Origin of the sequence: Devosia sp. YIM 151766, from assembly GCF_030285925.1 — a bacterium.
GTDB lineage: Bacteria > Pseudomonadota > Alphaproteobacteria > Rhizobiales > Devosiaceae > Devosia.
The window spans coordinates 1,779,025-1,801,326 of record NZ_CP127251.1; the positions used below are offsets into that span (position 1 = coordinate 1,779,025).

Consider the following 22,302-nt stretch of genomic DNA (forward strand, 5'->3'; position numbering starts at 1 on the left):
TTCGCGCCAGCTTGGGCAAAGTGCATGCCGCGAAAAAGGCGGCATCTTGCCACTGCGCTGTTTAAAAGCCACGGTGAATGTGACACAGCTTTTCCCAAATCTCGGCCTATCCGTTCCGGAAGGATTCGCCGATCAATCCATGCGGCCGCCCGGGAGTCTTCATGCGTTTTGCAGTTTTATTGGCGATCTTGATCGGATTGACGACCCTGATCGCGCCGCCGCTCACCCCGCCGCTGGCGCAGGAAAACGCCGAGATGCCGCCACTGCCACGGCCCCGGCCCGACCGGGAAGCGGGCGAGATCGTCCCGCCGCCCCCCGCCGATACGGCGGCCGAAGCCATTGCGGCGCTGACCAATGTTCCCCAGCCGGTGACGCTGACGGCGCGCATCACCGAGGACGGCGCCGCCATTGCCGATGGCCTGATCTGGCGGATTTTCGAGAGCGCCATGGACGAGAACGGCGAAATGGCGCTGGTGGCCAAGGCCGAAGCCGGCAGCGCCGATCTTGAGCTTCCCCCCGGCGAATATGTCATCCATCTCGCCTATGGCCGGGCCCAGTTCAGCGAGCCGCTGGTGGTGGTTCCCGGCAACAATCAGGTGGATCTGGTTCTCGATGTCGGGGCCATCAGGCTCAATTCCGCCGTCACCGGCGATATCGCCATCTCCCCTTCCCTGCTGCATTTCGACATCCTGACCGCAGGCAATGGCGCGGAACGCGTGCCGGTGGCCGAAAACCTGGCGGCCAACGAGATCGTCACCCTCAATGCCGGAACCTATCAGGTCGTTTCCCGGTTCGGCGACATCAACGCTGTGGTGCGGGCCGATTTGCGGGTGGAGCCGGGCCAGCTCACCGACGCCACGCTTTATCATCATGCTGCCGAAGTGTCGTTCAAGCTCGTCTCTGAGGAAGGCGGCGAGGCGATCGCCGATGTCGAATGGACCCTCCAGACCAGCGATGGCGCCACCCTCTTCACCGAGCGCGGCGCCTTCCCCTCCACCGTGCTGGCCGAAGGCGAATATCTCGTCCTCGCCAAGCTGGGCGACCAGGTCTACAATCGGGAATTGCAGGTCCAGGCCGGCGGCCAGCGGGAATTCGAGGTCCTGTCCTCGATCTATTAGGGCTATAGGCCTCACCCAGCCTATCGCAGACCTCATCCTGAGCCTGTCGAAGGACGAGGTCGGGTAACTCCACGCCCGCGACCCCATGGTTCGACAAGCTCACCATGAGGTCTCTCCATCTCCCGCCCGCCACGCTGGCGCCCTATTTGCGTATCGCTATCGGCAATGACAGCGCGCATCGTTGAACGGCGGCTCTTTCGTCGTCAGATATGCCGCATGGAAACGGGAGAGAACCCATGACTTTCAACGCATTCGCTTCGCGCCGTCTGCCGACGCTGGCCGCCGCCTGCCTGATCGGCGTGGTCCTGCCCGCCACCCCGGCCCTGTCCCAGGACAAGTCCAAGATCAAGACCAAGGCGCCGGCCCCCGCCGCGCTTGAGATCGCCCATTCGGTTTCCATCCCGCATATCGACACCGTGGATTCGAACCTGTCCGAAGACGTACTCTCCGCCATTCTGTCGGGCGCCATTGCCGAACATGCCGACGCATTGGCCGGGCTCGACGCCACCAGCATCACGGTGCCGGAAATCGTCTTCACCCTGTCCTCGCAACGCGGCAAGAGCCGCGATGACGCTTTGGTGACCTTCAGCGATCTCGTGCTCACCGACGTTACCGACGGCGTCGCCGGCAGCGTCACCCTGGGCGGCATCGCCGTCGAGACCGACAAGACCAGTGCCGATTTCGGGACCATGTCGGCCGCCAATTTCAATATTGGCGGCATGCTCGGCCTTTATGGGCTGGTCGACGCGGCCGGACGAACCGAATTCCAGACCATCTACACCGATTTTACGGCCGCAGGCGGCAATCTGGAGACCGACGAGACCAGTTGCGCCATCGGCGCCGCCGCCGGTGCCTGGTTCAAGGCCCGGCCCCTCCAGACCTCCTTCATCGAGATCATGGCGCTGACCCAGGCGCTGGAGGACGATCCCGACGACCTCGATCCGGCGCTCCTGTCCAGCATGGTGCGCATCTATGCCGATATCCTCACCGCCTTCGAAACCTCCGAGATGAGCTTTGACGGCCTGTCCTGCTCCGGCGTCGACGATGAAGACCGGCCGCTGACTTTCGACATTGCCGGCTTGGTGATGGATGGCATGTCCCCCGGCATCTATCCCGCCATCTCCATGGACGGCTTCAGCGTGGTGGTGGAGGGCGACGGCGCCGTCACGCTCGACAATCTGACGATCAAGCAAGCCGATCTCGGCGGCGTCATCGCCACCTTGGAAACTGTCCCCGACAATGTCGACGAGACCTGGTTCGAAGAGCATGGCCGCGCCCTGATCCCCTCCATGGAGGGCCTGTCCTTTGCCGGCCTGTCGATCGACATTCCCGATCCCGACAATGCCGACGAACGCATCCAGGCCAGCGTCGGCGCCTTCGACCTGACCCTGGGCGAATATCTCAACGGCATCCCCACCGATCTCGACATCTCCGCCACCAATATCCAGGCCGTGCTGCCCGAAAACGGCGACGACACCTTGGAGCAGCTCCGGGCGCTGGGCATCACCGACATCGATTTCGGCTTTCGACTGGCCGGCGCCTGGAACGAGGCCGATAGCATTATCGACATCGAGGAAGTCTCGTTCACCGGCGTCGACCTGGTCACGCTCAATCTGGCCGGCATCATCGCCAATGCGACCGCCGACCTCTTCGCGCTGGACGAGAACGCCATGATCGAGGCCGGCAGGGAGCTGGCGCTGAAGGCGATCCGGGTCAATGTGGCCGATGCCGGTCTCGCCGATCTCGTGCTGGCCATCGCCGCCGCCGAACAGGGCGGCGATCCGGCGAGGCTTCGCCCGATCTATGCCGATCTGGCCAAGGGCACGGTGATCAGCCTGCTGGCCGGTGTCGCCGATGCGGCCAAACTGGGCGACGCCGTCGCTGCCTTCGTTTCCGGCAGCGCCAAAACCCTCGAAATCGGCATCACCGCCAAGGACGAACCCGGCCTCGACATGGCCGATTTCCTCGCCGCCGAGAAGGACCCCGCCTCGCTCCTGGGCAAGGTGAACATCTCCGCCACGGCGAAATAACAACGCGATCAACCACCCCGCGCCACCAGCGCGGGTTGCCCCGCCCCATAGACCTCATGGTGAGCCTGTCGAACCATGAGGTCGCGGCCACAGCTTTTCCGGCCGCCCGCGCTTCCTGATTCACGTATCTCCCTCGATATCCGTCCGCCGCAGGCGCTTGGTCATCGAGCGGTGCGCCTTGCCCGCCAGCCGGCGCTTCTTGGACGCCAGGGTCGGCCGGGTGGCGATGCGCGGCTTGGGCGGATAGGCGCCTTCGCGCAGCAAGGCAATCAGCCGCGCCAGCGCTTCGGCCCGGTTCAGCGGCTGGTCGCGATGTGAATTGGAGCTGATGACAAGGACGCCGTCCTTGGTCAGCCGGCTGCCCGCCAACGCGCTCACCCGCCGCTTCACCGGCTCCGGCAGGCTGGGGGAATTGATGAGGTCGAAGCGCAATTGCACCGCGCTCGCCACCTTGTTGACATTCTGCCCGCCCGGCCCCGATCCGCGTATGAACGTTTCCTCGATTTCGGCGGGATCGATGGAGAGGCTGCGGGTGATCATGATCGGCTCGGCCATGTCGCACCTTTCCCCTGACGGTCAGCGCTTCCAGCGGCCGGTGAAATACACTTCCTCGTCGTGGATGATCCGGCCTTTCTCGGTCGTCCGGAACTTGCCCGGAGTGACCTCTTCCACCCATTGCTTCTTCAGCATGCCGGCAAAGGTCTTTTCGCCGATATCCTTGAAATCGCCCGGGCCGAGGACCTTGTCCTCGCCCAGGTGATAAAGCGCCTTCATCTCGCGGTTCGACGGACGTTGCGGCATCAGGCGGCCTTTTCGGCCCGTTCCCTGAGGTCGGGCGGAGTCGCCTCTGCCATCAGGTCCACCAGCGCCTCCATGAATGGGCGCACCTGCTGCCCCTCGGTGCCCAGGCGGCGGACGGACACATTGCCCTCCTCGGCCTCGCGCCGCCCGACCACGAACATCAGCGGCACTTTCTGCACCGAGTGCTCGCGCACCTTGTAATTGATCTTCTCGTTGCGAATGTCGATCTCGGCGCGAATGCCGGCATCGCGGAGCTGGCGCACCAGCTTTTCCGCATATTCATCCGCTTCCGAAACGATGGTCGCCACCACCACCTGGGTCGGCGCCAGCCACATCGGCATCTTGCCGGCATAGTTCTCGATCAGGATGCCGATGAACCGCTCCAGCGATCCCAGGATGGCCCGGTGCAGCATCACCGCATATTTGCGGCTGCCATCCTCGGCCACATAGGTTGCGTCGAGCCGTTCGGGCAGCACATAGTCGAGTTGCAGCGTCCCCACCTGCCAGGAACGGCCGATGGCGTCCTTGAGATGGAATTCCAGCTTGGGGGCATAGAAGGCGCCCTCGCCCTCGGCGATCTCGAAATCGTAGCCGGTGGCGCGCAGCGCATCGCCCAGCGCCTGTTCCGCCGCGTCCCAGCGCTCGATGGTACCGCCGAAATTCTCCGGCCGCGTCGCCAGCTTGATGACCACGTTCTCGAAGCCCAGATGCCCATAGACCGAATAGAGCAGATGCACGAAATGCTCGGTCTCGGACTGGATCTGGTCCTCGCGGCAGAAAATATGCGCATCGTCCTGCGTCATCTGCCGCACCCGCATCAGGCCATGCAGCGCCCCATGCGCCTCATTGCGATGGCAGCAACCGAATTCTGCCATGCGCAGAGGCAGATCGCGGTAAGACTTGATGCCCTGGTTGAAGATCTGCACATGCGCCGGGCAATTCATCGGCTTGAGCGCCAACAGGTCGCCGACCTCTTCGAAGACCGGCCTGTCGTCTTCCGTATTCGGCACCTGGTCGGGCACCACGAACATGTTTTCGCGATATTTGCCCCAATGGCCCGACTGCTCCCAGAACTTGGCATTCATCAGCTGCGGCGTCTTGACCTCGACATAACCGGCCTTGTTCAGCCGCCGGCGGATATATTCTTCCATCTGGTTGTAGATAACGAAACCGCGCGGATGCCAGAATACCGAGCCCTGCGCCTCTTCCTGCAAATGGAACAGGTCGAGGTCGCGGCCTATTCTGCGGTGATCGCGCTTTTCCGCCTCCTCCATCATGTGGAGATAGGCGTCCAGCTCTTCTTTCGTGGCGAATGCCGTGCCGTAGATGCGCGACAGCATTTCGCGATTGCTGTCGCCCCGCCAATAGGCGCCGGCCACCTTGGTGAGCTTGAACGCCTGGCCGACATCCTTCACGCTGCGCATATGCGGCCCGCGGCACAGGTCCTTCCACTGGCCCTGGGCATACATCTTGATCGACTGGTCGGCCGGAATGGCATCCACCAGCTCGACCTTGAACGCCTCGCCCTTGGCGGCGAACCAGTCCTTGGCCTGGTCGCGGCTCCACACTTCCTTGGTGAAGGCGGCGCCGCGCTCGACGATTTCGCCCATCTTTTTCTCGATGACGCGCAACTCGTCCTCGGTGAACGGCCCGGTCGGACGGAAGAAGTCGTAATAGAAGCCGTTCTCGATCACCGGGCCGATCGTCACCTGCGTATCGGGCCACAGCTCCTGCACCGCCTCGGCCAGCACGTGGGCGGCATCGTGCCGGATCAGCTCCAGCACGTCCTTGGAGCCGCTGTCGCGCGTCACGAACTCGATCCGGCCGTCATCTTCCAGCGCATCGGAAAGATCGGACAACACGCCGTTCCAGCGCATGGCGACCGTTTTCTTGGCCAGCGACCTGGAGATGCCCTCGACGATCGCGGTGCCGGTAGTGCCGCGCGGAAAATCGCGAGCAGCACCATCGGGGAACGTCACCTTGATCGACATTGGAAGTCTCCAGCAATTGGGGTTGATCGCAGCATGCATCGCTGCGAGGCGGCCTGAATAGCATGATTGGCGGACATTTCCAGCCGAGCCAGCCAAAAACTCGAATGTCAGGGGCCTTCGAAAGCCTACCGCCACCGCCCATAGCGCCACGGCAGATACCACCGGCCCGCCTCCGGCAGGCTTTCCGGCACCGGATCGTAGCCATGCGTGCCGCCGGGCCGACAGCGCCAGAACCGCGCCAGGCCCATCCAGCCGCCCGGCCAGAAGCCGAATTGCCAGATGGCGTCGCGTGTATATTCCGAGCAGGTCGGCAGGTGCCGGCAGGTGCGGCCCATAAAGGCCGACAGCGTATAGCGATAGAGCGTGATCAGGAAAATCGCCGCCAGCTTGAACGGAAAGTCCAGCACCCGCCAGAACAGCGCCATGAATCTGTTCATCAGCCTTGCGACGCAACCTGTTGTGGCGATTCGAGTTTTTCCAGCGCCGCCGCCACCGCATCGAATACCAGCAGCGTCGACACATGGCGCGCCGGATAGGCGCGCACCGGCTCGAGATATTTGAGGTCGTCCCACTTGCCGCCCGGTGGCGGCCCCTCGGCCTTGAGCATGTCATGCATGGCCTGCCGCACGCCGAGGAATTCGCTGACCGGCGTGCCGATCACTTCCCGCGCCACTACCGCCGCCGAGGTCTGCCCCAGCGCGCAGGCGGAAATCTCGTGGCCATAGCCGGTAATGATCCCGTCGCGCACCTGCAGATCGACCTCGATCACCGAGCCGCAAATGCGGCTCACCTTGCGGGCGCTGGCATCGGCATCGGCCAATCGTCCCGGCTGCCGGGCATTTCCCGCCAGGTCGAGGATTTTTTCGGAATAGAGATCGCTCAGTTCCATGATCTGGACAATTCTGTTTCTTGTTCCGGTCCCGCTCCGCTTCTATATAGGGGCTCTCCATCGGCCTGTCAGGAGAATCTGCTCCTGTCATGATTTGACGCTGCCGTGCGGCGTTCTATCGGGCGGTGGCCATGCAAGGAGCCGGATACATGGATGCCCAGATAAAGCCCCTCTCGCCGGTGCCCGTTGCCGATACGCCCCGCTCCCGCCCCAGCCGGCAAGAGGCGGAGGAGGCCGTGCGGACGCTGATCGCCTGGGCCGGCGACGATCCGTCCCGCGAGGGCTTGCTGGAAACTCCTGCCCGCGTCGTCAAGGCCTATGGCGAGCTCTTCGCCGGTTATGGCCAGGACGCCCGCGAAGTCCTGTCCAAGACCTTCAAGGAGGTCGGCGGCTATGACGACCTCGTTCTGGTCAAGGACATCCCATTCTATGCCCATTGCGAACACCACATGGTGCCGTTCCACGGCAAGGCCCATATCGCCTATCTGCCTCATGACGGCGTCGTCGGCCTGTCCAAGCTGGCCCGGCTCGTCGACGTCTTCGCCCGGCGTCTGCAAACCCAGGAAACCATGACGGCGCAGATCATCGACGCCATCAACGAAAATCTCGGCCCCCGCGGCGCCGCCGTGCTGCTCGAAGCCGAGCATATGTGCATGACCATGCGCGGCGTGAAGGCGCATGACGTCAAGACCGTCACCCACCGCTTCACCGGCGTCTTCGCCGAGGACCGCGCCGAGCAGGACCGGTTCTTCGCCATGGTGGCGCATCGCTAGCATGGGCCCCTTCACCGACCCCCGATCCCTCGACCGCGCCGCCCTCGAAGAAGGCACGACTTTCGCCCCCCGCTTCGACGCCAATGGCCTCATCACCGTGGTCACCCTGGACGCCGCGACCAATGCGGTGCTGATGGTCGCCCACATGAACGCCGAAACGCTGGCGCTGACGCTGGAAACCGGCACCGCCCATTACTGGTCCCGCTCCCGCCGCGCGATCTGGAAAAAGGGCGAAACCTCCGGCGAATTGCAGCAAGTGGTCGAGCTGCGCACCGATTGCGACCAGGATTGTCTGGTGATGGTCGTGCGCCAGACCGGCCGCGGCGCCGCCTGCCATACCGGCCGTCAAAGCTGCTTCTACCGCCGGGTGATTCTCAAGGACGGCACCGCGCAATTGCAAGATACCGGCCTGCCCAGACTATTCGACCCCAAGACCGTCTACGGCGCCTGATTCCCACGCGCCCCGGTGGACCGGCTGAGCCCAGAACCCATTCTTCTCCCCCTCGGGGAGAAGGTGGCCCGCAGGGCCGGATGAGGGGGGGGCAGACGCGGGCGCTGCGTCACCTCTCCCTCGGGGGAGAGGTCGGCCGCAGGGCCGGATGGGGGGCCTTCCCTCAAAACTCGACGCCGGTAAAGGATCGGCGGTTCCTGCGCCTCCCTCCCCCTTGAGGGGAGGGATTGAGGGTGGGGGTGTCGGAGCAAGGGCGAGGCTCCCAGATGTGTAGGAACCGCAGCACCCCTTCCCGGCCCTCCCCTCAAGGGGGAGGGGGCGAAAGGCCTCACGTCCCGAGACAACTTGGCTCGAAGTGCCCGATGTAAACACCCCCCCTCTCCCCAGAGGGAGCAAAAAGCCGCAATTCCGGGGTAAAAATCCTAAACCTTGCGCTCGAACAGCCCCACCAGCAGGAACCCCGCCACGAAGCCGCCCAGATGCGCCTGCCAGGCGACGGCCAGCGATTGCCCGGTGATCACCGGCACCAGGGGCACGGCGGCATTGAGCACCAGCCAGATCAGGGTGAAATAGCGCGACGAGGGATTGGCGAACACCTCCCTTAGGCTGGCCAGCCGCCGCCCGATCATGACCGGCTCGCCGGTTTCGGGGTGCCGCGCCATCAGCACTGGCTGGAAGATGAAGCGGATGGCGGCGCCGGTCAGGCCGGCCACGCCGCCCGAGGCGCCGATCAGATAGATGCCTTCATAAAGCGTCGTCGCCGCGAAGAATGCCGCCCCCATTGCCGCCGATACCAGAAACAGCGCCAGCATGGCCCCTGCCCCATAGCGCCGGGCGACGGGCGTGGCGAAAATCACCAGCCAGGCGGTGTTGAACACCAGATGGTCCCATCCCGCATGCAGCAGCGCATGGGTGAACGGCGACCAGAGCAGCGGAATGCCGAAACTGGGATCCTCGGCCATCAGCACGATTCGATAGGGCTGGAAAGCGAACCAGAACAGCAATTGGTTCAGCCCGTCCTGGTTAAGAACCAGGGTTGACGCCAGGTGAACGACAATCAGCGCGCCGGCCAGCAGGGTGACTGGCGTGGGCAGCAGGAAGACCGGCTCTTTGGCCGGGATGCCCGGCGGCGCCGGGACTTGATCTTGTTCACGCATGGGAAAGTCCTGAAACTCCGGCGCCGCGCGGTCTCGCGTTAACTTTTCCACATTCGGCCACCGGCGTTAACCTTAACTCTTCTTTAAGCGGGCATTCACAGCCGCGTTTTGCGATTGTCGGAATGTTGCGGACGGCCTCCTGTTGGGCCTTCCGAGGCCTTCCAGACCGGGTTCCTGACCATGCAGATGCCGAGCACCACGTCGCTCTATACCTATTGGAACACGATTCGCGGCTCGCGCAGCGCTCCCGATCGCCGCGACATCGACCCGACCCGCATCCGCGACGCCCTGGCCAATACCTTCATTCTGGAACTGGACGAGCACGACAAGTTCTCCTTCCGCCTGGCCGGCTCGCATCTGTGCACCAGCTATTGCCGCGAGCTCAAGGGGCGCTCCTTCTCCGCGCTCTGGCACGACCGCGACAGCGACGCCATGGAAACCCTGATCCGCGCCGTCACCGAGGACCACGCCGTGGCTCTGGTCACCTTCCAGGGCTCGACCGCCTTGCAGACCCGGGTGAATTTCGAAACCATCCTCATGCCATTGCGCCACAATGGCTCCACCCATACCCGCATCCTCGGCGCCATGACGGCACTGGAAGAGCCCTATTGGCTCGGCGTGCAGCCGGTGCTCGAACAGCGCATTACCGGCCTGCGGCTGATCTGGCCCGACGAGATTTCGGCCGGCGACACGGTGCGGGAGGTCATGTCCAGCGTCGTCAATGACGTGCACTATGCCCATAGCGCTCCCGCCGCCTTGCCGACGACGATCTATGGCCGTACCGCCCGCCGCTACGCTCATCTCGCGGTGATCGATGGCGGCCGCAACTGAGCCCTGTCCGGCCTTTGCCGCTAATCGGCGGCGATAGTCTCACCAAGCGTTAACCAAGACCGGCTAACCTCGCACTGGTTTCCCCCAATGCGTGGGCAGGTTGACATATGCTCAGTGATGATATTTTCGCGCCGCAATCCGCCCCCGGCCGCGGCGACGGTGCTCCCGAGCATCGTTTTCAGCGCGTCAAAGTGTCGATCCTGGGCCGCTACATGCTGGCCGACCGTCGCGAGTTTCCCTGCCAGGTTTTGTCGATGTCGCCGGGTGATGCCGTGGTGATCGCGCCGGTGGCGGGCATAGTGGGCGAACGCATCATCGCCTATCTCGATCATATCGGCCGCATCGAGGGCACGATCCTGTTCCAGGTCGATGGCGGCTTCGTCATGGACATCGCCGCCTCCCCCCGCAAGCGCGACAAGATGGCGGCCCAGCTCACCTGGCTCGCCAACAAGGAATTGCTCAACCTGCCCGAGGACCGCCGCCACGAGCGCGTCGTTCCCGACATCCGCCACTCCACCGTCGTCCTCGACGATGGCCGGCGCTATAATTGCAAGATCATCGACATCTCGCTTTCCGGCGCCGCCATCGAACTCGACGTCCGCCCGGCCATGGGCACGCCGATCACCCTGGGCCGCATGCGCGCCCGCGTCATCCGCCACTTCCAGAATGGCGTCGCCGTCGAATTCGCCTCCGCCCAGGAAATGCTCAACGTCGTGCAGCAGAATCTGCGCGTGAACTGAGCTCGACGCTAACAATCTGTTAGCGGATTCCCCCAAATGCCATGGTTAAGACAAGCCTGCCGGCTTCGATAAAACACGCATAAAAACTGCTCGGCAATTTTCGGATCGACCTAAACCGCGCCGCCTAACGTGGTCTCTATCAGGGAGACTACAAAATGGCTTTCAACAATAAAGGACTGCTGGTCGGGCTGCTTATGGCCTTGATCGCAATGGCAAATCCCGCTGCGGCGCTGGACCTCTCCAATGTCGCCTTCATCCAGACCGCCGCCGGCAATACCTCCATTCCGGTGGGGCACCTCGAATTTTGCCAATCCCGCCCGTCCGAATGCCGCGCCCATGACCAGGTCGTGCCCGCCGCCACGCTGACCGATGCCAGCTGGCAGCAGCTTGTTTCGGTAAATTCCTATTATAATCAAACGATTGTGCCGGTCACCGACCAGGAGCTCTATCAGGTCGCCGAGTTCTGGACCTATCCCAACGGCTATGGCGATTGCGAAGATTTCGCCCTGATCAAACGCCGCGATCTCATCGCCGCCGGCTGGCATCCGTCGACGCTGATGATCGCCGTGGTCAAGGAAGCCAATGGCAATGGCCACGCCGTGCTGATCGCCCGCACCGATCGCGGCGACCTCGTTCTCGACAATCAGGATGGCGCCATCCGCCTGTGGAGCGACACCCCCTACACCTACATCAAGCGCCAGTCCCAGGCCCATGCCGGCCAGTGGGTGGACATGATCGATGACCGCGTCACCGTGGTCGCCGCCAACATGAAATGAGTTTCCGGACCCCGCCCCTGATAGGGGTCTGAAGAGCAAGGCCGGCCTCGCTATTGCGGAGCCGGCCTCGCTGTTTCAATGACTTAGAAGCGCAGGGCGATATAGACGCTCATGAAGAGCAGCCCGGTAATGAAGGCCCAGCCGAAGGCGACGAGGGCGGCGACCAGCATCGAGGTCATCGAGATCGTGCCCCCTTCCTCATGCCGCCAGCCATATTGCAGCATGATGTAAGGTCCGCAGACAAAGCTCATGAACAGATTGCCCAGCGCCGCCAGATAGGTCCTGCCATCCATGCGCAACATGGCCGGCTGGCGGGTGCGCCATTGGTAGAGATGCGTCGCCATCCCCGAGACACAGAGCCCCACGCCCATGATGAACGCTGCGAGCAGGAGTTCTCTCGTCATGGCTGCACCCTGACACCATTATTTACCTTTTGTTAAGCATATTGATTGCCCTATTGCCTGTCACCCTCAGGCGGAAAAATTGGTTAATGCTGGCCCCGATATCCACAAATGGCCGGGCGGAGACGCGCAGCGCCTTGATCTACAATCTCGCCGGCATAGCGGCGCTGGTCCTGTTGATGGCCGTGAGCCTGGCCTATCTCATTGATCGGACAGGTCAAACCGAGACGTCGCCTCTGCCGGCGCTTGGGGACCAGGACAGCGTGCAACAGACCATTGCCGGCCGGGATCTGGACATCCCCGCCGCCTGGTTCCGCTATGGCGAACAGATGACGGGCGGCTTCGCCAGCCAGGTGGATTTACGGTTCCTGCTGGACCTGGAACCCGGCGCCGCGCCGGTCGCGATCGACGTGACCCTGCTGCCGCGCAGTCGCGCCCGCGCCAGCAGTGCCCTGCTCGATGCCGTCTATCTGCACCAATTCGAGGACGGGACTATCGGCGGCATTCCCGGTCTGGTGGGAAAATCCATGGCGGCGCGAGAAGGTTATGCGGGGGAGACAGTCTGGTACGACCCGCTGTCACCGGTGCCCTTCGTGGCCAAATGCGCAACGGCGGTGGACGGAGCCAGGCCGGATCGGTGCCTGCGCACCATTCATCTGCAAAGCGGGCTGGCGGCCGTATTGAGCTTCGAAGCCGGCGCGCTGCCGGCTTGGCGGCAATTCGACCAGGAACTGGCCCTGTGGCTGGGCCAGATCGGAGCGCTTTAGCGAACTGACCGCGCCGGGCGCGGTCCCATTCGATCAGTCAAAGGTCTTCAAGATCGATGTCGAGGATCGACATGGAGAACATGAAGGACTTGTCGCCGTCCTCGTCATCGACATGGATCAGGCCGATCGATTCTTCGCCGATAAACACTTCCACTGAATCGTTCAGCTTGGCCCGTGGGCGGACATCGATATTGCGGTTGTTGAACGTCTGTTGCAGGAATTTTTGCAGCTTGATGATCTCGGGATGGTTCACGGGCCTATGTCCTACTGGTTTCGTGGAGCCGGCAATCTAGTGTTTGTCCCGCCGCAGACAAGGCCCGGGCCGGGTCATTTTCAGGTAAAACGCCGAGGCGGGACTTGCGTTCAGATCAATTGGCGTCGTGCACCAGAACCATCTGGTCCATCACCAGGGCCGGCTGCGCGCAACCGGCCTCGCCGATGACCTTGGCCGGTACACCGGCGACGGTAACGCGCGGCGGCACCTCCTTGAGCACCACCGACCCAGCGCCGATACGGGAGCAATCGCCGATCTTGATATTGCCCAGAACCTTGGCCCCGGCCCCAATCAATACGCCATTGCCGATCTTGGGATGGCGGTCCTGGTCGGATTTGCCGGTGCCGCCCAGGGTAACGTTCTGCAACATGGAGACATTGTCGCCGATCACCGCCGTCTCGCCGATGACGAGCCCGGTGCCATGATCGAGCATGATCCCCTTGCCCATGGCGACGGCGGGATTGATATCGACCTGGAAAACCTGGCTGGAACGGCTCTGAAGATAGAGAGCGAGGTCGCGTCGTCCGGCCTTGTGCATTGCATAGGCGAAACGATGGGTCTGGATCGCCTGATAGCCCTTGAAATAGAGCAATGGCTCCACGGCCCGATTACAGGCCGGATCGCGCTCCAGGGTGGCGGCGAGATCGACCCGCGCCGCCTCGCCGATTTCAGGATTATCCTTGAGCGTCTCGGTCAGGGCCTGACGGATCAGGTCCGCCGAAACTTCCTCGTGATCGAGACGCGCCGCCAGGCGGTGCGCCAAGGCCGCCTCGAAACTATCGTGGTTGAGAACATTCGACAGAACCAGATTGGCCAGCGACGGCTCGCTGTCCAGAATCTGCTGCGCACCGGCGCGCACCGCATCCCAGACAGGATCAATAGCTTGAATATAGGCAGATTTCCGGGCCGTGCCGCTCATGGCATCGCTCTCCGCTTCATCGACAAAGCACGATATAGGACAGATCGTTCCATAAAACAAAGCCTCAGCGAACCAATTGGTTCACGAATGGGTAGTTGCGGGAAATGTCCTGCCCAGAAATTCCAGCGTGGCTTCCTTGAACACCCGGTCGCCGGTTGCGCGCATGTGGTCGCGCCTGGGAATGACCACGGCCTCGCCCTGCGGCAGGAGTTCGGCCAGCGTCTCGGGGCGGCCAGCCATCTCGTCGGCCTCACCGACCGCCACCAATACCGGCACGTCGATGCGTCGGACATCGGCGCGCGCCATGGGCTGGCGAGAGGTTTCCATGCAGGCGGCCAAGGCTTCGCGGTCCGAGCCGGTATGGTCGGCGAAAATGCGGAATTGCCGGGCGGTGGGATGGGTGAGATCCGATAGCGCCGGGGCCCGCAGGCCGGCAATGATGTCGTTGCCATCGGTCAGACCATTGACGAGATTCATGCCCATGCCCCCGAAAATGGCGGCAGCGACGCGCTCGGGATGGGAGAAGGCCATGAAGGCGGCGATCCGTGCGCCCATGGAATAGCCCAATACCGCGGCGCGCTCGATGCCGAGATGATCGAGCAGCGCAATGGCGTCCTCGGCCATCTGGATGGGATAATAGAGTTCAGGATCGTGCGGCTTGTCCGACCGGCCGTGACCGCGATTGTCGAGCGTGATGGCCTGATAGCCCGCGCCGTTCAGTGTCTCGATCCAACCGGTATCGATCCAATTGACCTTGCCACTCGAGGCGAAGCCGTGAACGCATAGGACCGGCGCGCCGGCGCCGTGAACGTCATAGGCGAGCGACAGACCGGAAGTGGAGAAAGTGGGCATAAGCGATCCTGCTGGTGACGGGTTTGGGTTTTGCGGCTTCAATCGGCAAAATCAAGGACAATCGGCCGCTGCCTTTGCCCTTTTCTTGCCCGGGTGGTTTGGCTATGGTCGCGCCGATTTCAACAATCCAGGTTCCGATCATGGCCCACGGTTCGATCCCGCATTTTCACAACACCGAAGGCCTGCGTTCCATCGAGGTCGGGTCCAAGGAATTCATGTGCATCGGCGCCCTGCCCCCCTTCGATCATCCCCATATCTTCATCGACATGGGCAAAGACAATGAGGTCGTCTGCTCTTATTGCTCGACGCTTTACGTCTATAAGGCAGAACTCGGCGCCGGTCATGCCAACCCGGCCTCCGCCATTTTCCGGGCCTATGCCGCCTGAGTGATGCCATGCCCGCCACGGGCCGCAATTATATCATCGCCGGAGCCGGCATTGCCGGCATGACGCTGGCCCTCGCCCTGGCGAAATTCGGCGCCAATATCCTGGTGCTCGAGCGCAGCCCCCATATGCACGAATTCGGCGCGGGACTGCAAATCAGCCCCAATGCCCGTCATTGTCTCGACCGATTGGGGCTGAGCGCGGCGCTGGACGCGGTGAGTCTGGAACCCGAGGCGCTCGATCTCTACCCGCAAGGCAGCCAGAGCACTCCCATGAGCATGGAGCTGGGCGCCATCATGCGCGAGCGGTTCGGCGCGCCCTATGCGGTGATGCACCGGGCGGACCTGGCCGACTTGCTCTACAAGGCCTGCCGGCGCTTCGCCAATATCGATATTCTGTTCGGCGTGCGGCACTGGGACGTGGTTTCCCACGCCCGCGGCGTCACCGTGGCCATCGACGAGGCCGATGGGCAAAGCCGCACCAGCCGCGCCCACGCATTCATTGGCGCCGATGGCGTTCATTCGCCGACCCGGCGGGGCATGCTGGCAGGGCCGGAGGCGCATTTCGGCAATCGAATCGCCTGGCGCGCGCTGGTTCCCCTCGATCTCGTCTCCGGACAGATCGCGCCGGACCGGGTCTCCGTGTTTTTCGGCGCCGGTTTTCATCTGGTCTGCTATCCCCTGCCATCCCGGCGACAAGCCAATCTGGCGCTCTTCATGCCCGCCGCGACGCAGGAGCCGCAAGGCCAGCCTCGTCCTTCCGGCACCGGAGCCAGGGCAGGCGCAATTCTGACCGCGGCCGGGAGCGGCTGGACGCCATGGCCGTTATTCACGGTCGAGACTTCCATCTGGCATCGGTCCAATATCGGCCTGATCGGCGATGCCGCCCACGCCATGGTGCCGTTCCAGGCGCAGGGCGCCGCCATGGGAATCGAGGACGCGACCATCCTCGCGCCACTTTTGGTGGAGACGAAAGGCGCTGAAGACGCGTTTGCCCGTTATGCGGCGCTTCGGCAAGCCAGGGTGAAACGGGTCGCCGCCTTGTCTGCGCAGAATGGCCGGATTTTCCACCTGCCATGGCCACTGAGCCTGGCGCGAGACGCCACGATCTCGGCGCAGGGACCACGGGCGCATCTGCGGCGGCTGAATTGGATTTACGACTACAAGGCCGACGCAATCTCTTAGCCGGCCTTGCTTTGCCGGGCTGGGGCGTGTCAATTGCAGCGAGCCCCCGGAGCGGGACAAGAAAAAGGTTCGAACCACCGCATGCAAGCTGCGATCCGCTCCAAACTGACCCTGGCCTGTATCCTCACCACCATCCTGCTCGACATGATCGGCGTGGGCATCATCGTGCCCGTTTTGCCCGAATTGCTGGAGGATCTGACCGGTGGCAGCGTGGCGGAAGCGGCGGTTATCGGCGGCTATCTGGTCTTCGCCTATGCCTTCATGCAATTCGTGTTTTCGCCGGTCCTGGGCAATCTGTCCGACCGCTTCGGGCGGCGGCCGGTATTACTGCTGTCGCTGCTCGGCCTGACCTTCGATTACCTGATGATGTCGATCGCGCCCTTCGTCTGGTATCTCTTCATCGGCCGCATCATCGCCGGCATTGCCGGGGCGGCTTTGGCGACGGCGACCGCCTATATGGCCGACATCACCCCGCCCCATAAACGTACGCATCGCTTCGGCCTGATCGGCGCGGCCTTCGGGCTGGGCTTCATCATCGGTCCGGTGATCGGCGGCGAGCTCGGTGAGATCGGCCCCCGCGTGCCGTTCTTTGCCGCCGCCGGCCTCGCCTTCGCCAATTTCCTCTTCGGCCTGCTGGTGCTGCCGGAAAGCCTGCCCAAAACCTCGCGCCGCAAATTCGATATCCGCCGGGCCAATCCGCTTGGCGCGGTCTTGGCGCTGAAGAAATACCCCTCGGTGTTGTGGCTGCTGGGCGTATTGTTCTTCTTCCAGCTCTCGGCCCAGGCGCTGCCGACGGTGTTCAGCTACTTCACCGTCGAAATGTTCAATTTCACCTCATCGACCATCGGCCGCACCCTTGGCGCGTTCGGATTGGGCTTCGCCATCAGCCAGGCCGTGCTGGCCGGCCCGCTGTCCCGCGGCATCGGCGAACCGGCCGTGGCCATGATCGGGCTGCTGGCCGCCATGGCGGCCTTTGCCGGCGTCGCCTTCTCCAGCGATGTGTACCAGCTTTATCTGTTCATCATGGTGGGCACGGTCAGCGGCCTGGCGCCGCCGGCGATCAACGGGGTGCTGTCGCGGCAGGTGCCGGACAACAGCCAGGGCGAATTGCAGGGGGCGGTGAACGCCGCCAGCTCGCTGGCGACCATTATCGGACCGCTGGCGGCCACGCAGATCTTTTCCTATTACACTACCTCGCCCGGCGCGCATGGCTACTTTCCCGGCGCTCCCTTCATTGCCGCCAGCGCCAGCGTGACCATGGCCCTGCTGCTCTTCGCCTTCACCGCCTGGCGGTTCGAGCTGAGCCGTCGCCCCAGCATTGCCGACCACCCGCAGGCGCCCGAAATGCCGCCGCCGGGCCAGGTACGCATCGCCCCGATAGAAGATGACCGCGATAACGATCCGCGCCGCCGCTGACGCCGACTGGCCCGCCATCCTCGCCATCGTCAAGCCGGTCCTGGCGGCGGGCGAGACCTATGCGATCGACCGCGATCTGGATGACGAGGGCGTCCGCGCCTATTGGCTGATGCCCGCGCATGAAGTGTTTGTGGCGGAGCTGGATGGACGCGTCATCGGCACCTATTACCTGATGCCCAATCAACGTGGCGGCGGTGTGCATGTGGCCAATTGCGGCTACATGACCGCGCCGGAAGCCCGCGGCAAGGGTGTGGCCCGCGCCATGGGTCTGCATTCGCTACAGCGCGCCCGGGATCGCGGTTTTCGGGCCATGCAGTTCAACCACGTGGTGTCAAGCAATGCAGGCGCGGTGGCGCTGTGGAAGAAGCTCGGTTTCGAGATCGTCGGCACCCTACCCCATGCCTTCAATCACCCCGTCCACGGATATGTGGACGCCTATGTGATGTTCCGCGAGCTATAGCAACGAAAAGCCCCGCCGAAGCGGGGCTTTTTAATTGGAACTTACTTGCCCAGCGTCGACGGCCAGGTGCCGTGCAGGCCCGTCCCGCGTCCTTCGATTTCGAAGCCATGGGCGCCGAAGAAGTCGCGCTGGCCCTGGATCAGGTTGGCGGTGCCCTGGGCCTGGCGGTAGCTGTCGAAATAGCTCAGCGCGGCCGAGAGGCAGATCATCGGGAATTCGCCGATGGCGGCGGCGGCAACCACCTTGCGCAGGCTCGGGTGCGCGTCCTTCATGATGGTGACGAAATCCGGCACCACCAGCAGATTGACGGCCTCGCCCTTGGCATAGGCCGACGCCATCTGGTCGAGGAAGCGCGAGCGGATGATGCAACCGGCGCGCCAGATCTTGGCGATGGTGGCCAGCGGCAGCGCCCAGCCGTTTTCTTCCGAGGCCCTGGCGATCACCGCGAAGCCCTGGGCATAGGACACGATCTTGCCGGCCAGCAGCGCCTTTTCGAGATCTTCCAGCGTCACATCCGTCCGGGCGCGGTTCGGCTTGCCATAAATGGCTTCGGCCGCGACGCGCTCATCCTTGCGCGAGGAGATGGAGCGGGCCGCCACGGCGCCCTCAATGGCGGTGGCGGGCACGCCCATCTGCTGGGCGACGATGGCGGACCAGACGCCGGTGCCCTTCTGGCCGGCCTTGTCGAGGATCAGGTCGACCAGCGGTTTGCCGGTTTCGCCATCGACGGCGTCCAGAACATGGCCGGTGATTTCGATGAGATAGGAATTGAGCGGCCCCTTGTTCCATTCCTTGAAGACTTCGGCGCAAGCCTTTGGTGACATGCCCAGACCATCGCGCATCACGCCATAAACTTCGGCGATCATCTGCATGTCGCCATATTCGATGCCATTGTGGATGGTCTTGACGAAGTGGCCGGCGCCGCCTTCGCCGAGATAGGCGCAGCAGCTTTCGCCATTGAACTGGGCGGCGATGGCGGTCAGCACCGCCTCGGCATTGTGCCATTGTTCCTTGGAGCCGCCGACCATGATCGAGGGACCATGGCGGGCCCCCTCCTCGCCGCCGGACACGCCGACGCCGAGATAGCCGATATTCTTGGGCTTGAGATAATCGAAACGCCGCTGGGTATCGGTGAACAGCGAATTGCCGCATTCGATGATGGCATCGCCCGGTTGCAGATGCGGCAAGAGCTGTTCGATCATGTCGTCGACCGGCTTGCCGGCCTTGACCATGATGATGATCGAGCGCGGCGCCTTCACACTCTGGACGAAATCGGCCAGGTCGTATTTCGGGATGGTCCGCTCCGACAGCCCCTGCGCCTTGGCTTCTGCGACGAATTCATCGATGCGGCCCGAGGAGCGGTTGTGAACGGCGATCGTGTAGCCTTTCTCCGCAATGTTGAGCGCAAGATTGGAACCCATCACCGCCAGGCCGATCAGGCCGATATCCGCAGTCGACATCCGCAAAGTCCTTCTGAAATCGTCGTATCCTGCCCGCCGATACAGCGCGCATGGCGGCAGAATGACCACAATCTCCCCGGCAAAGGAAGGGCGAATTGCGCAAATGCCGACCGATTTGCACCGCTTGTATGGAAGTTCGCCGACAAGCCTTGCCTCGGAATCGCTGCTGAACTAACAAGCGGGGACGGCAGTTTCAGGATTATGGGACGACATGAGCAAGCCATCTCCCTTCGACCTGACTGGACGCCTCGCGCTGGTCACCGGATCCAGCCGAGGCCTTGGCTTCGCCATGGCCAGGGCATTGGGCCAGGCCGGCGCGAAGCTGATCCTCAACGGACGCGATAATTCCGCCTTGGGCAATGCTGCCGCGGACTTGGCCGAACAGGGCTTCGAGGTCAGCGCCATGGCCTTCGACGTCACCAGCCGCGACAGCATCGATGCGGCCATTGCTCATGTCGAGGACGAGATCGGGCCGATCGATATTCTGGTCAACAATGCCGGCATGCAGTTCCGCAGCGCCTTGGAGGCATTTCCGCCGGACAAGTTCGACCAGGTGGTCAACACCAATCTCACCTCGGTGTTCAACGTTTCCCAGCCGGTGGCGCGGCACATGATTTCGCGCGGACGCGGCAAGATCATCAATATCTGTTCGCTGCTGGCCGAGCTTTCCCGCCCCTCCATCGCCCCCTATGCGGCGACCAAGGGCGCGGTGGCCAACCTCACGCGCGGCATGGCGGTCGACTGGGCCAAGCACGGTCTCAACGTCAATGGCATTGCCCCGGGCTATTTTGCCACCGAGATGAACGAGGCGCTGCTCAACGATGAGAAATTCAATTCTTGGATAGAAAGCCGCACGCCCATGGGCCGCTGGGGGCAGCCTGAAGAACTGGGCGGGGCCGCCGTGTTCCTCGCCTCCGATGCATCCCGTTTTGTTAATGGACACATTCTCTATGTCGACGGCGCCTTCACAGCCACAGTCTGAACCTGCCCGTATCATCATCGTGATGGGCGTATCCTCTTCCGGCAAATCCACGATCGGCGCGGCCCTGAGCCGGGCGCTGCATGCGCCGTTTCTGGATGGGGACCAATATCACCCGGAAGCCAATGTCGAGAAAATGCGGGCCGGCACACCGCTGACCGATGCCGACCGCTGGCCCTGGCTGGAGGTGCACGCTGCGGCGCTGAAACAGGCCTCGCAGAAAAAAGGCGTGGCCGTTGGCGCCAGTTCGGCCCTGAAAAAGGCCTATCGGGATTTCATCACCGAACAGGCCGGCGAGCCGGTGCTGTTCGTCTATCTCGACGGCAGCCAGGAGGTCATTGCCGAGCGCATGGCCAAACGCAGCCACGAATACATGCCGACCAGCCTGCTCGACAGCCAGTTCGCAACCCTGGAAGTGCCGGACCCGGAAACCGAAAACGTGCTGGCGGTTCCGGTGACCGACAGCGTCGACAAGATCGTTCGCACCGTGGTCGGCAGTCTCGACCACCTCAAGAGCTTCAAGCGCTGGCAATAAGGCCTGTAGCGCTATCGGCCTGCTAATGGAGCATGGCGAAACCCGGCTCCCTCTGCTAGAGGGCTGCGATGCCCGGTCCCATGCCCATTCTTCTCGATTATTTCCCGCCCACCGATCCCTATCTGAACGTCCTCCATGTCGACGACGATATTCTGGTGGTGGACAAGCAGAGCGGCTTGCTGAGCGTCCCCGGCAAGGACCCGAGCCTGTGGGATTGCGTGGAATATCGCGCGCGCCAGACCTGGCCCAGCGCCGGCATGTGCCATCGGCTCGACAAGGATACGTCGGGTGTATTGGTGCTGGCGCTCAACAAGCGCGCCCATGGCTTTATCGGCAGCCAGTTCGAACACCGCAAGACCAGCAAGCATTACGTGGCCCGCGTGTCAGGCATTGTCGAAGCCGATAGCGGGCTGGTCGACCTGCCGCTGGCCACCGACTGGCTCAACAAGCCGCGCCAGAAGGTGGACCACGATCACGGCCGCCCGGCGCAGACCGAATGGCAGGTGATGGAGCGCGAGGACCGGGCCACCCGCGTCAAGCTCGTACCCCTCACCGGGCGCACCCACCAGCTCAGGGTGCACATGAAGGCCATCGGCCATGTGATTCTAGGCGATGCGTTTTATGCCGAGGGCGAGGATTTCACCGCCGCCGACAGGCTGCAATTGCATGCCGCGTCTTTGGGTTTCACCCATCCCACGACCGGGCAATTCATGACCTTCTCGGCGCCGGTGCCGTTCTGAATATCGGTGCCCGCCGGCCCCTCGAGCCGGTGCGCTATTCCGCCTCGCCGATATAGCCGACTTCGATCTTCTGGAAGAGGTTGCCCTGTTTCATCGTCTCGAGCCAGCGGCGAAAATCGGCAACGCCGTCAAAGCCGGCGCGCCCGGCCTCGGCATCGGTGACGTCATCCGGGCTCATATCGGTGATGGCCTTGATGGCCAGCAGCCCCACTTTGGTCTTGAGCGTACCGCCGGCTTTGACGGTCGGCCGGTTCCAGCGGCGGAAGATGAGGTCCACCTTGCCGGCCTTGATATCTTCGAGAAGGTCACGCTTGAGAAGCATCAGTCCTGCACCGCCATGGCTGTCATTTCGATTCTGAGATTCCGGTCGGCATC

General features: G+C 63.2%; 27 protein-coding genes. 15 read left to right on the top strand and 12 right to left on the bottom strand.

Annotated features, from left to right (window positions below):
* Nucleotides 1-161: 161 nt before the first annotated feature.
* Nucleotides 162-1,118: an RgsD C-terminal domain-containing protein gene (locus O9Z70_RS08715; RefSeq protein ID WP_286018431.1), complete on the top strand. Its 957-nt coding sequence runs from the start codon at nt 162-164 to the stop codon at nt 1,116-1,118.
* Between the two features lie 236 nt (nt 1,119-1,354).
* Nucleotides 1,355-3,148, top strand: coding sequence for an aq_1923 C-terminal domain (locus tag O9Z70_RS08720; RefSeq protein ID WP_286018432.1), 1,794 nt, complete (start codon nt 1,355-1,357; stop codon nt 3,146-3,148).
* Between the two features lie 120 nt (nt 3,149-3,268).
* Here O9Z70_RS08720 and arfB read toward each other — a convergent pair whose 3' ends face one another.
* From arfB to O9Z70_RS08745, 5 genes are all read right to left on the bottom strand, one after another.
* Nucleotides 3,269-3,703 carry an alternative ribosome rescue aminoacyl-tRNA hydrolase ArfB gene (gene arfB / locus O9Z70_RS08725; protein ID WP_286018433.1) on the bottom strand — a complete coding sequence of 145 codons (435 nt, stop codon included), beginning with the start codon at nt 3,701-3,703 and terminating at the stop codon, nt 3,269-3,271.
* A gap of 21 nt (nt 3,704-3,724) precedes the next feature.
* Nucleotides 3,725-3,949 (bottom strand): hypothetical protein, encoded by a 225-nt coding sequence (locus tag O9Z70_RS08730; protein WP_286018434.1) that lies wholly within the window; start codon nt 3,947-3,949, stop codon nt 3,725-3,727.
* Nucleotides 3,949-5,940 (bottom strand): threonine--tRNA ligase, encoded by a 1,992-nt coding sequence (gene thrS / locus O9Z70_RS08735; protein ID WP_286018435.1) that lies wholly within the window; start codon nt 5,938-5,940, stop codon nt 3,949-3,951. The genes O9Z70_RS08730 and thrS overlap by 1 nt, the downstream gene beginning before the upstream one ends.
* Nucleotides 5,941-6,065: 125 nt before the next feature.
* The gene (yidD, locus tag O9Z70_RS08740; protein WP_502870189.1) at nt 6,066-6,365 is read right to left on the bottom strand and encodes a membrane protein insertion efficiency factor YidD; all 300 of its coding nucleotides are present in this window, start codon (nt 6,363-6,365) and stop codon (nt 6,066-6,068) included.
* An 11-nt stretch (nt 6,366-6,376) separates the two neighbouring features.
* Complete coding sequence (locus tag O9Z70_RS08745) at nt 6,377-6,829, bottom strand: iron-sulfur cluster assembly scaffold protein (RefSeq protein ID WP_286018437.1); 453 nt, start codon at nt 6,827-6,829, stop codon at nt 6,377-6,379.
* A gap of 149 nt (nt 6,830-6,978) precedes the next feature.
* On the opposite strand from O9Z70_RS08745, the gene folE reads away from it, so the two are divergent.
* Nucleotides 6,979-7,602, top strand: coding sequence for a GTP cyclohydrolase I FolE (folE, locus tag O9Z70_RS08750; protein ID WP_286018438.1), 624 nt, complete (start codon nt 6,979-6,981; stop codon nt 7,600-7,602).
* A gap of 1 nt (nt 7,603) precedes the next feature.
* Nucleotides 7,604-8,053 carry a phosphoribosyl-AMP cyclohydrolase gene (gene hisI / locus O9Z70_RS08755; RefSeq protein ID WP_286018439.1) on the top strand — a complete coding sequence of 150 codons (450 nt, stop codon included), beginning with the start codon at nt 7,604-7,606 and terminating at the stop codon, nt 8,051-8,053.
* Between the two features lie 422 nt (nt 8,054-8,475).
* Here the strand turns inward: hisI and O9Z70_RS08760 are convergent, their stop codons facing one another.
* Entirely contained in the window at nt 8,476-9,210 is a 735-nt protein-coding gene (locus O9Z70_RS08760; protein WP_286018440.1) for a rhomboid family intramembrane serine protease, read from the bottom strand.
* Nucleotides 9,211-9,390: 180 nt separating this feature from the next.
* On the opposite strand from O9Z70_RS08760, the gene O9Z70_RS08765 reads away from it, so the two are divergent.
* The 3 genes from O9Z70_RS08765 to O9Z70_RS08775 all read left to right on the top strand — a co-directional run bounded on the left by O9Z70_RS08765 (nt 9,391) and on the right by O9Z70_RS08775 (nt 11,557).
* Nucleotides 9,391-10,041, top strand: coding sequence for a PAS domain-containing protein (locus tag O9Z70_RS08765; RefSeq protein WP_286018441.1), 651 nt, complete (start codon nt 9,391-9,393; stop codon nt 10,039-10,041).
* Between the two features lie 107 nt (nt 10,042-10,148).
* Complete coding sequence (locus O9Z70_RS08770; RefSeq protein ID WP_286018442.1) at nt 10,149-10,781, top strand: PilZ domain-containing protein; 633 nt, start codon at nt 10,149-10,151, stop codon at nt 10,779-10,781.
* Nucleotides 10,782-10,936: 155 nt separating this feature from the next.
* A complete protein-coding gene (locus O9Z70_RS08775; RefSeq protein ID WP_286018443.1) occupies nt 10,937-11,557 on the top strand; it encodes a transglutaminase-like cysteine peptidase in 621 nt (206 codons plus the stop codon).
* An 83-nt stretch (nt 11,558-11,640) separates the two neighbouring features.
* Here O9Z70_RS08775 and O9Z70_RS08780 read toward each other — a convergent pair whose 3' ends face one another.
* Entirely contained in the window at nt 11,641-11,961 is a 321-nt protein-coding gene (locus O9Z70_RS08780) for a DUF6949 family protein (protein ID WP_286018444.1), read from the bottom strand.
* 86 nt (nt 11,962-12,047) lie between these two features.
* Here O9Z70_RS08780 and O9Z70_RS08785 point away from each other — a divergent pair, with 86 nt between their 5' ends.
* Nucleotides 12,048-12,725, top strand: a complete 678-nt coding sequence (locus O9Z70_RS08785; RefSeq protein ID WP_286018445.1) for a hypothetical protein — start codon at nt 12,048-12,050, stop codon at nt 12,723-12,725.
* Nucleotides 12,726-12,762: 37 nt separating this feature from the next.
* Here O9Z70_RS08785 and O9Z70_RS08790 read toward each other — a convergent pair whose 3' ends face one another.
* From O9Z70_RS08790 to O9Z70_RS08800, 3 genes are all read right to left on the bottom strand, one after another.
* Nucleotides 12,763-12,978: a DUF3126 family protein gene (locus O9Z70_RS08790; protein ID WP_286018446.1), complete on the bottom strand. Its 216-nt coding sequence runs from the start codon at nt 12,976-12,978 to the stop codon at nt 12,763-12,765.
* A gap of 115 nt (nt 12,979-13,093) precedes the next feature.
* Nucleotides 13,094-13,918 (bottom strand): serine O-acetyltransferase, encoded by an 825-nt coding sequence (gene cysE, locus O9Z70_RS08795; RefSeq protein ID WP_286018447.1) that lies wholly within the window; start codon nt 13,916-13,918, stop codon nt 13,094-13,096.
* 81 nt (nt 13,919-13,999) lie between these two features.
* The gene (locus O9Z70_RS08800) at nt 14,000-14,770 is read right to left on the bottom strand and encodes an alpha/beta fold hydrolase (RefSeq protein ID WP_286018448.1); all 771 of its coding nucleotides are present in this window, start codon (nt 14,768-14,770) and stop codon (nt 14,000-14,002) included.
* Between the two features lie 140 nt (nt 14,771-14,910).
* Between O9Z70_RS08800 and O9Z70_RS08805 the strand changes: the two genes are divergently transcribed.
* From O9Z70_RS08805 to O9Z70_RS08820, 4 genes are all read left to right on the top strand, one after another.
* Entirely contained in the window at nt 14,911-15,156 is a 246-nt protein-coding gene (locus tag O9Z70_RS08805; RefSeq protein WP_286018449.1) for a zinc-finger domain-containing protein, read from the top strand.
* Nucleotides 15,157-15,164: 8 nt separating this feature from the next.
* Entirely contained in the window at nt 15,165-16,337 is a 1,173-nt protein-coding gene (locus tag O9Z70_RS08810) for an FAD-dependent monooxygenase (RefSeq protein WP_286018450.1), read from the top strand.
* An 81-nt stretch (nt 16,338-16,418) separates the two neighbouring features.
* Nucleotides 16,419-17,753: an MFS transporter gene (locus O9Z70_RS08815; RefSeq protein WP_286018451.1), complete on the top strand. Its 1,335-nt coding sequence runs from the start codon at nt 16,419-16,421 to the stop codon at nt 17,751-17,753.
* Nucleotides 17,722-18,213 (top strand): GNAT family N-acetyltransferase, encoded by a 492-nt coding sequence (locus O9Z70_RS08820; RefSeq protein ID WP_286018452.1) that lies wholly within the window; start codon nt 17,722-17,724, stop codon nt 18,211-18,213. The genes O9Z70_RS08815 and O9Z70_RS08820 overlap by 32 nt, the downstream gene beginning before the upstream one ends.
* 41 nt (nt 18,214-18,254) lie before the next feature.
* Here O9Z70_RS08820 and gnd read toward each other — a convergent pair whose 3' ends face one another.
* Nucleotides 18,255-19,673, bottom strand: coding sequence for an NADP-dependent phosphogluconate dehydrogenase (gnd, locus tag O9Z70_RS08825; protein ID WP_286018453.1), 1,419 nt, complete (start codon nt 19,671-19,673; stop codon nt 18,255-18,257).
* A gap of 211 nt (nt 19,674-19,884) precedes the next feature.
* On the opposite strand from gnd, the gene O9Z70_RS08830 reads away from it, so the two are divergent.
* The 3 genes from O9Z70_RS08830 to O9Z70_RS08840 all read left to right on the top strand — a co-directional run bounded on the left by O9Z70_RS08830 (nt 19,885) and on the right by O9Z70_RS08840 (nt 21,927).
* On the top strand, nt 19,885-20,655 hold the full coding sequence (locus O9Z70_RS08830; protein WP_286018454.1) for an SDR family oxidoreductase: 771 nt from the start codon (nt 19,885-19,887) through the stop codon (nt 20,653-20,655).
* 22 nt (nt 20,656-20,677) lie between these two features.
* Nucleotides 20,678-21,187, top strand: a complete 510-nt coding sequence (locus O9Z70_RS08835) for a gluconokinase (protein ID WP_502870190.1) — start codon at nt 20,678-20,680, stop codon at nt 21,185-21,187.
* Nucleotides 21,188-21,267: 80 nt separating this feature from the next.
* Entirely contained in the window at nt 21,268-21,927 is a 660-nt protein-coding gene (locus tag O9Z70_RS08840) for an RluA family pseudouridine synthase (protein WP_286018456.1), read from the top strand.
* Nucleotides 21,928-21,961: 34 nt separating this feature from the next.
* On the opposite strand, the gene O9Z70_RS08845 is transcribed toward O9Z70_RS08840, so the two are convergent.
* Nucleotides 21,962-22,249: a hypothetical protein gene (locus O9Z70_RS08845; protein ID WP_286018457.1), complete on the bottom strand. Its 288-nt coding sequence runs from the start codon at nt 22,247-22,249 to the stop codon at nt 21,962-21,964.
* Nucleotides 22,250-22,302 lie beyond the last annotated feature (53 nt).

Bases quoted from the DNA above. Each gene is read 5' to 3' on its own strand.
- O9Z70_RS08715 (WP_286018431.1), top strand. From the start codon at position 162: ATGCGTTTTGCAGTTTTATTGGCGATCTTGATCGGATTGACGACCCTG.
- O9Z70_RS08720 (WP_286018432.1), top strand. From the start codon at position 1,355: ATGACTTTCAACGCATTCGCTTCGCGCCGTCTGCCGACGCTGGCCGCC.
- arfB (WP_286018433.1), bottom strand. From the start codon at position 3,703: ATGGCCGAGCCGATCATGATCACCCGCAGCCTCTCCATCGATCCCGCC.
- O9Z70_RS08730 (WP_286018434.1), bottom strand. From the start codon at position 3,949: ATGCCGCAACGTCCGTCGAACCGCGAGATGAAGGCGCTTTATCACCTG.
- thrS (WP_286018435.1), bottom strand. From the start codon at position 5,940: ATGTCGATCAAGGTGACGTTCCCCGATGGTGCTGCTCGCGATTTTCCG.
- yidD (WP_502870189.1), bottom strand. From the start codon at position 6,365: ATGGCGCTGTTCTGGCGGGTGCTGGACTTTCCGTTCAAGCTGGCGGCG.
- O9Z70_RS08745 (WP_286018437.1), bottom strand. From the start codon at position 6,829: ATGGAACTGAGCGATCTCTATTCCGAAAAAATCCTCGACCTGGCGGGA.
- folE (WP_286018438.1), top strand. From the start codon at position 6,979: ATGGATGCCCAGATAAAGCCCCTCTCGCCGGTGCCCGTTGCCGATACG.
- hisI (WP_286018439.1), top strand. From the start codon at position 7,604: ATGGGCCCCTTCACCGACCCCCGATCCCTCGACCGCGCCGCCCTCGAA.
- O9Z70_RS08760 (WP_286018440.1), bottom strand. From the start codon at position 9,210: ATGCGTGAACAAGATCAAGTCCCGGCGCCGCCGGGCATCCCGGCCAAA.
- O9Z70_RS08765 (WP_286018441.1), top strand. From the start codon at position 9,391: ATGCAGATGCCGAGCACCACGTCGCTCTATACCTATTGGAACACGATT.
- O9Z70_RS08770 (WP_286018442.1), top strand. From the start codon at position 10,149: ATGCTCAGTGATGATATTTTCGCGCCGCAATCCGCCCCCGGCCGCGGC.
- O9Z70_RS08775 (WP_286018443.1), top strand. From the start codon at position 10,937: ATGGCTTTCAACAATAAAGGACTGCTGGTCGGGCTGCTTATGGCCTTG.
- O9Z70_RS08780 (WP_286018444.1), bottom strand. From the start codon at position 11,961: ATGACGAGAGAACTCCTGCTCGCAGCGTTCATCATGGGCGTGGGGCTC.
- O9Z70_RS08785 (WP_286018445.1), top strand. From the start codon at position 12,048: ATGCTGGCCCCGATATCCACAAATGGCCGGGCGGAGACGCGCAGCGCC.
- cysE (WP_286018447.1), bottom strand. From the start codon at position 13,918: ATGAGCGGCACGGCCCGGAAATCTGCCTATATTCAAGCTATTGATCCT.
- O9Z70_RS08800 (WP_286018448.1), bottom strand. From the start codon at position 14,770: ATGCCCACTTTCTCCACTTCCGGTCTGTCGCTCGCCTATGACGTTCAC.
- O9Z70_RS08805 (WP_286018449.1), top strand. From the start codon at position 14,911: ATGGCCCACGGTTCGATCCCGCATTTTCACAACACCGAAGGCCTGCGT.
- O9Z70_RS08810 (WP_286018450.1), top strand. From the start codon at position 15,165: ATGCCCGCCACGGGCCGCAATTATATCATCGCCGGAGCCGGCATTGCC.
- O9Z70_RS08815 (WP_286018451.1), top strand. From the start codon at position 16,419: ATGCAAGCTGCGATCCGCTCCAAACTGACCCTGGCCTGTATCCTCACC.
- O9Z70_RS08820 (WP_286018452.1), top strand. From the start codon at position 17,722: ATGACCGCGATAACGATCCGCGCCGCCGCTGACGCCGACTGGCCCGCC.
- gnd (WP_286018453.1), bottom strand. From the start codon at position 19,673: ATGTCGACTGCGGATATCGGCCTGATCGGCCTGGCGGTGATGGGTTCC.
- O9Z70_RS08830 (WP_286018454.1), top strand. From the start codon at position 19,885: ATGAGCAAGCCATCTCCCTTCGACCTGACTGGACGCCTCGCGCTGGTC.
- O9Z70_RS08835 (WP_502870190.1), top strand. From the start codon at position 20,678: ATGGGCGTATCCTCTTCCGGCAAATCCACGATCGGCGCGGCCCTGAGC.
- O9Z70_RS08840 (WP_286018456.1), top strand. From the start codon at position 21,268: ATGCCCATTCTTCTCGATTATTTCCCGCCCACCGATCCCTATCTGAAC.
- O9Z70_RS08845 (WP_286018457.1), bottom strand. From the start codon at position 22,249: ATGCTTCTCAAGCGTGACCTTCTCGAAGATATCAAGGCCGGCAAGGTG.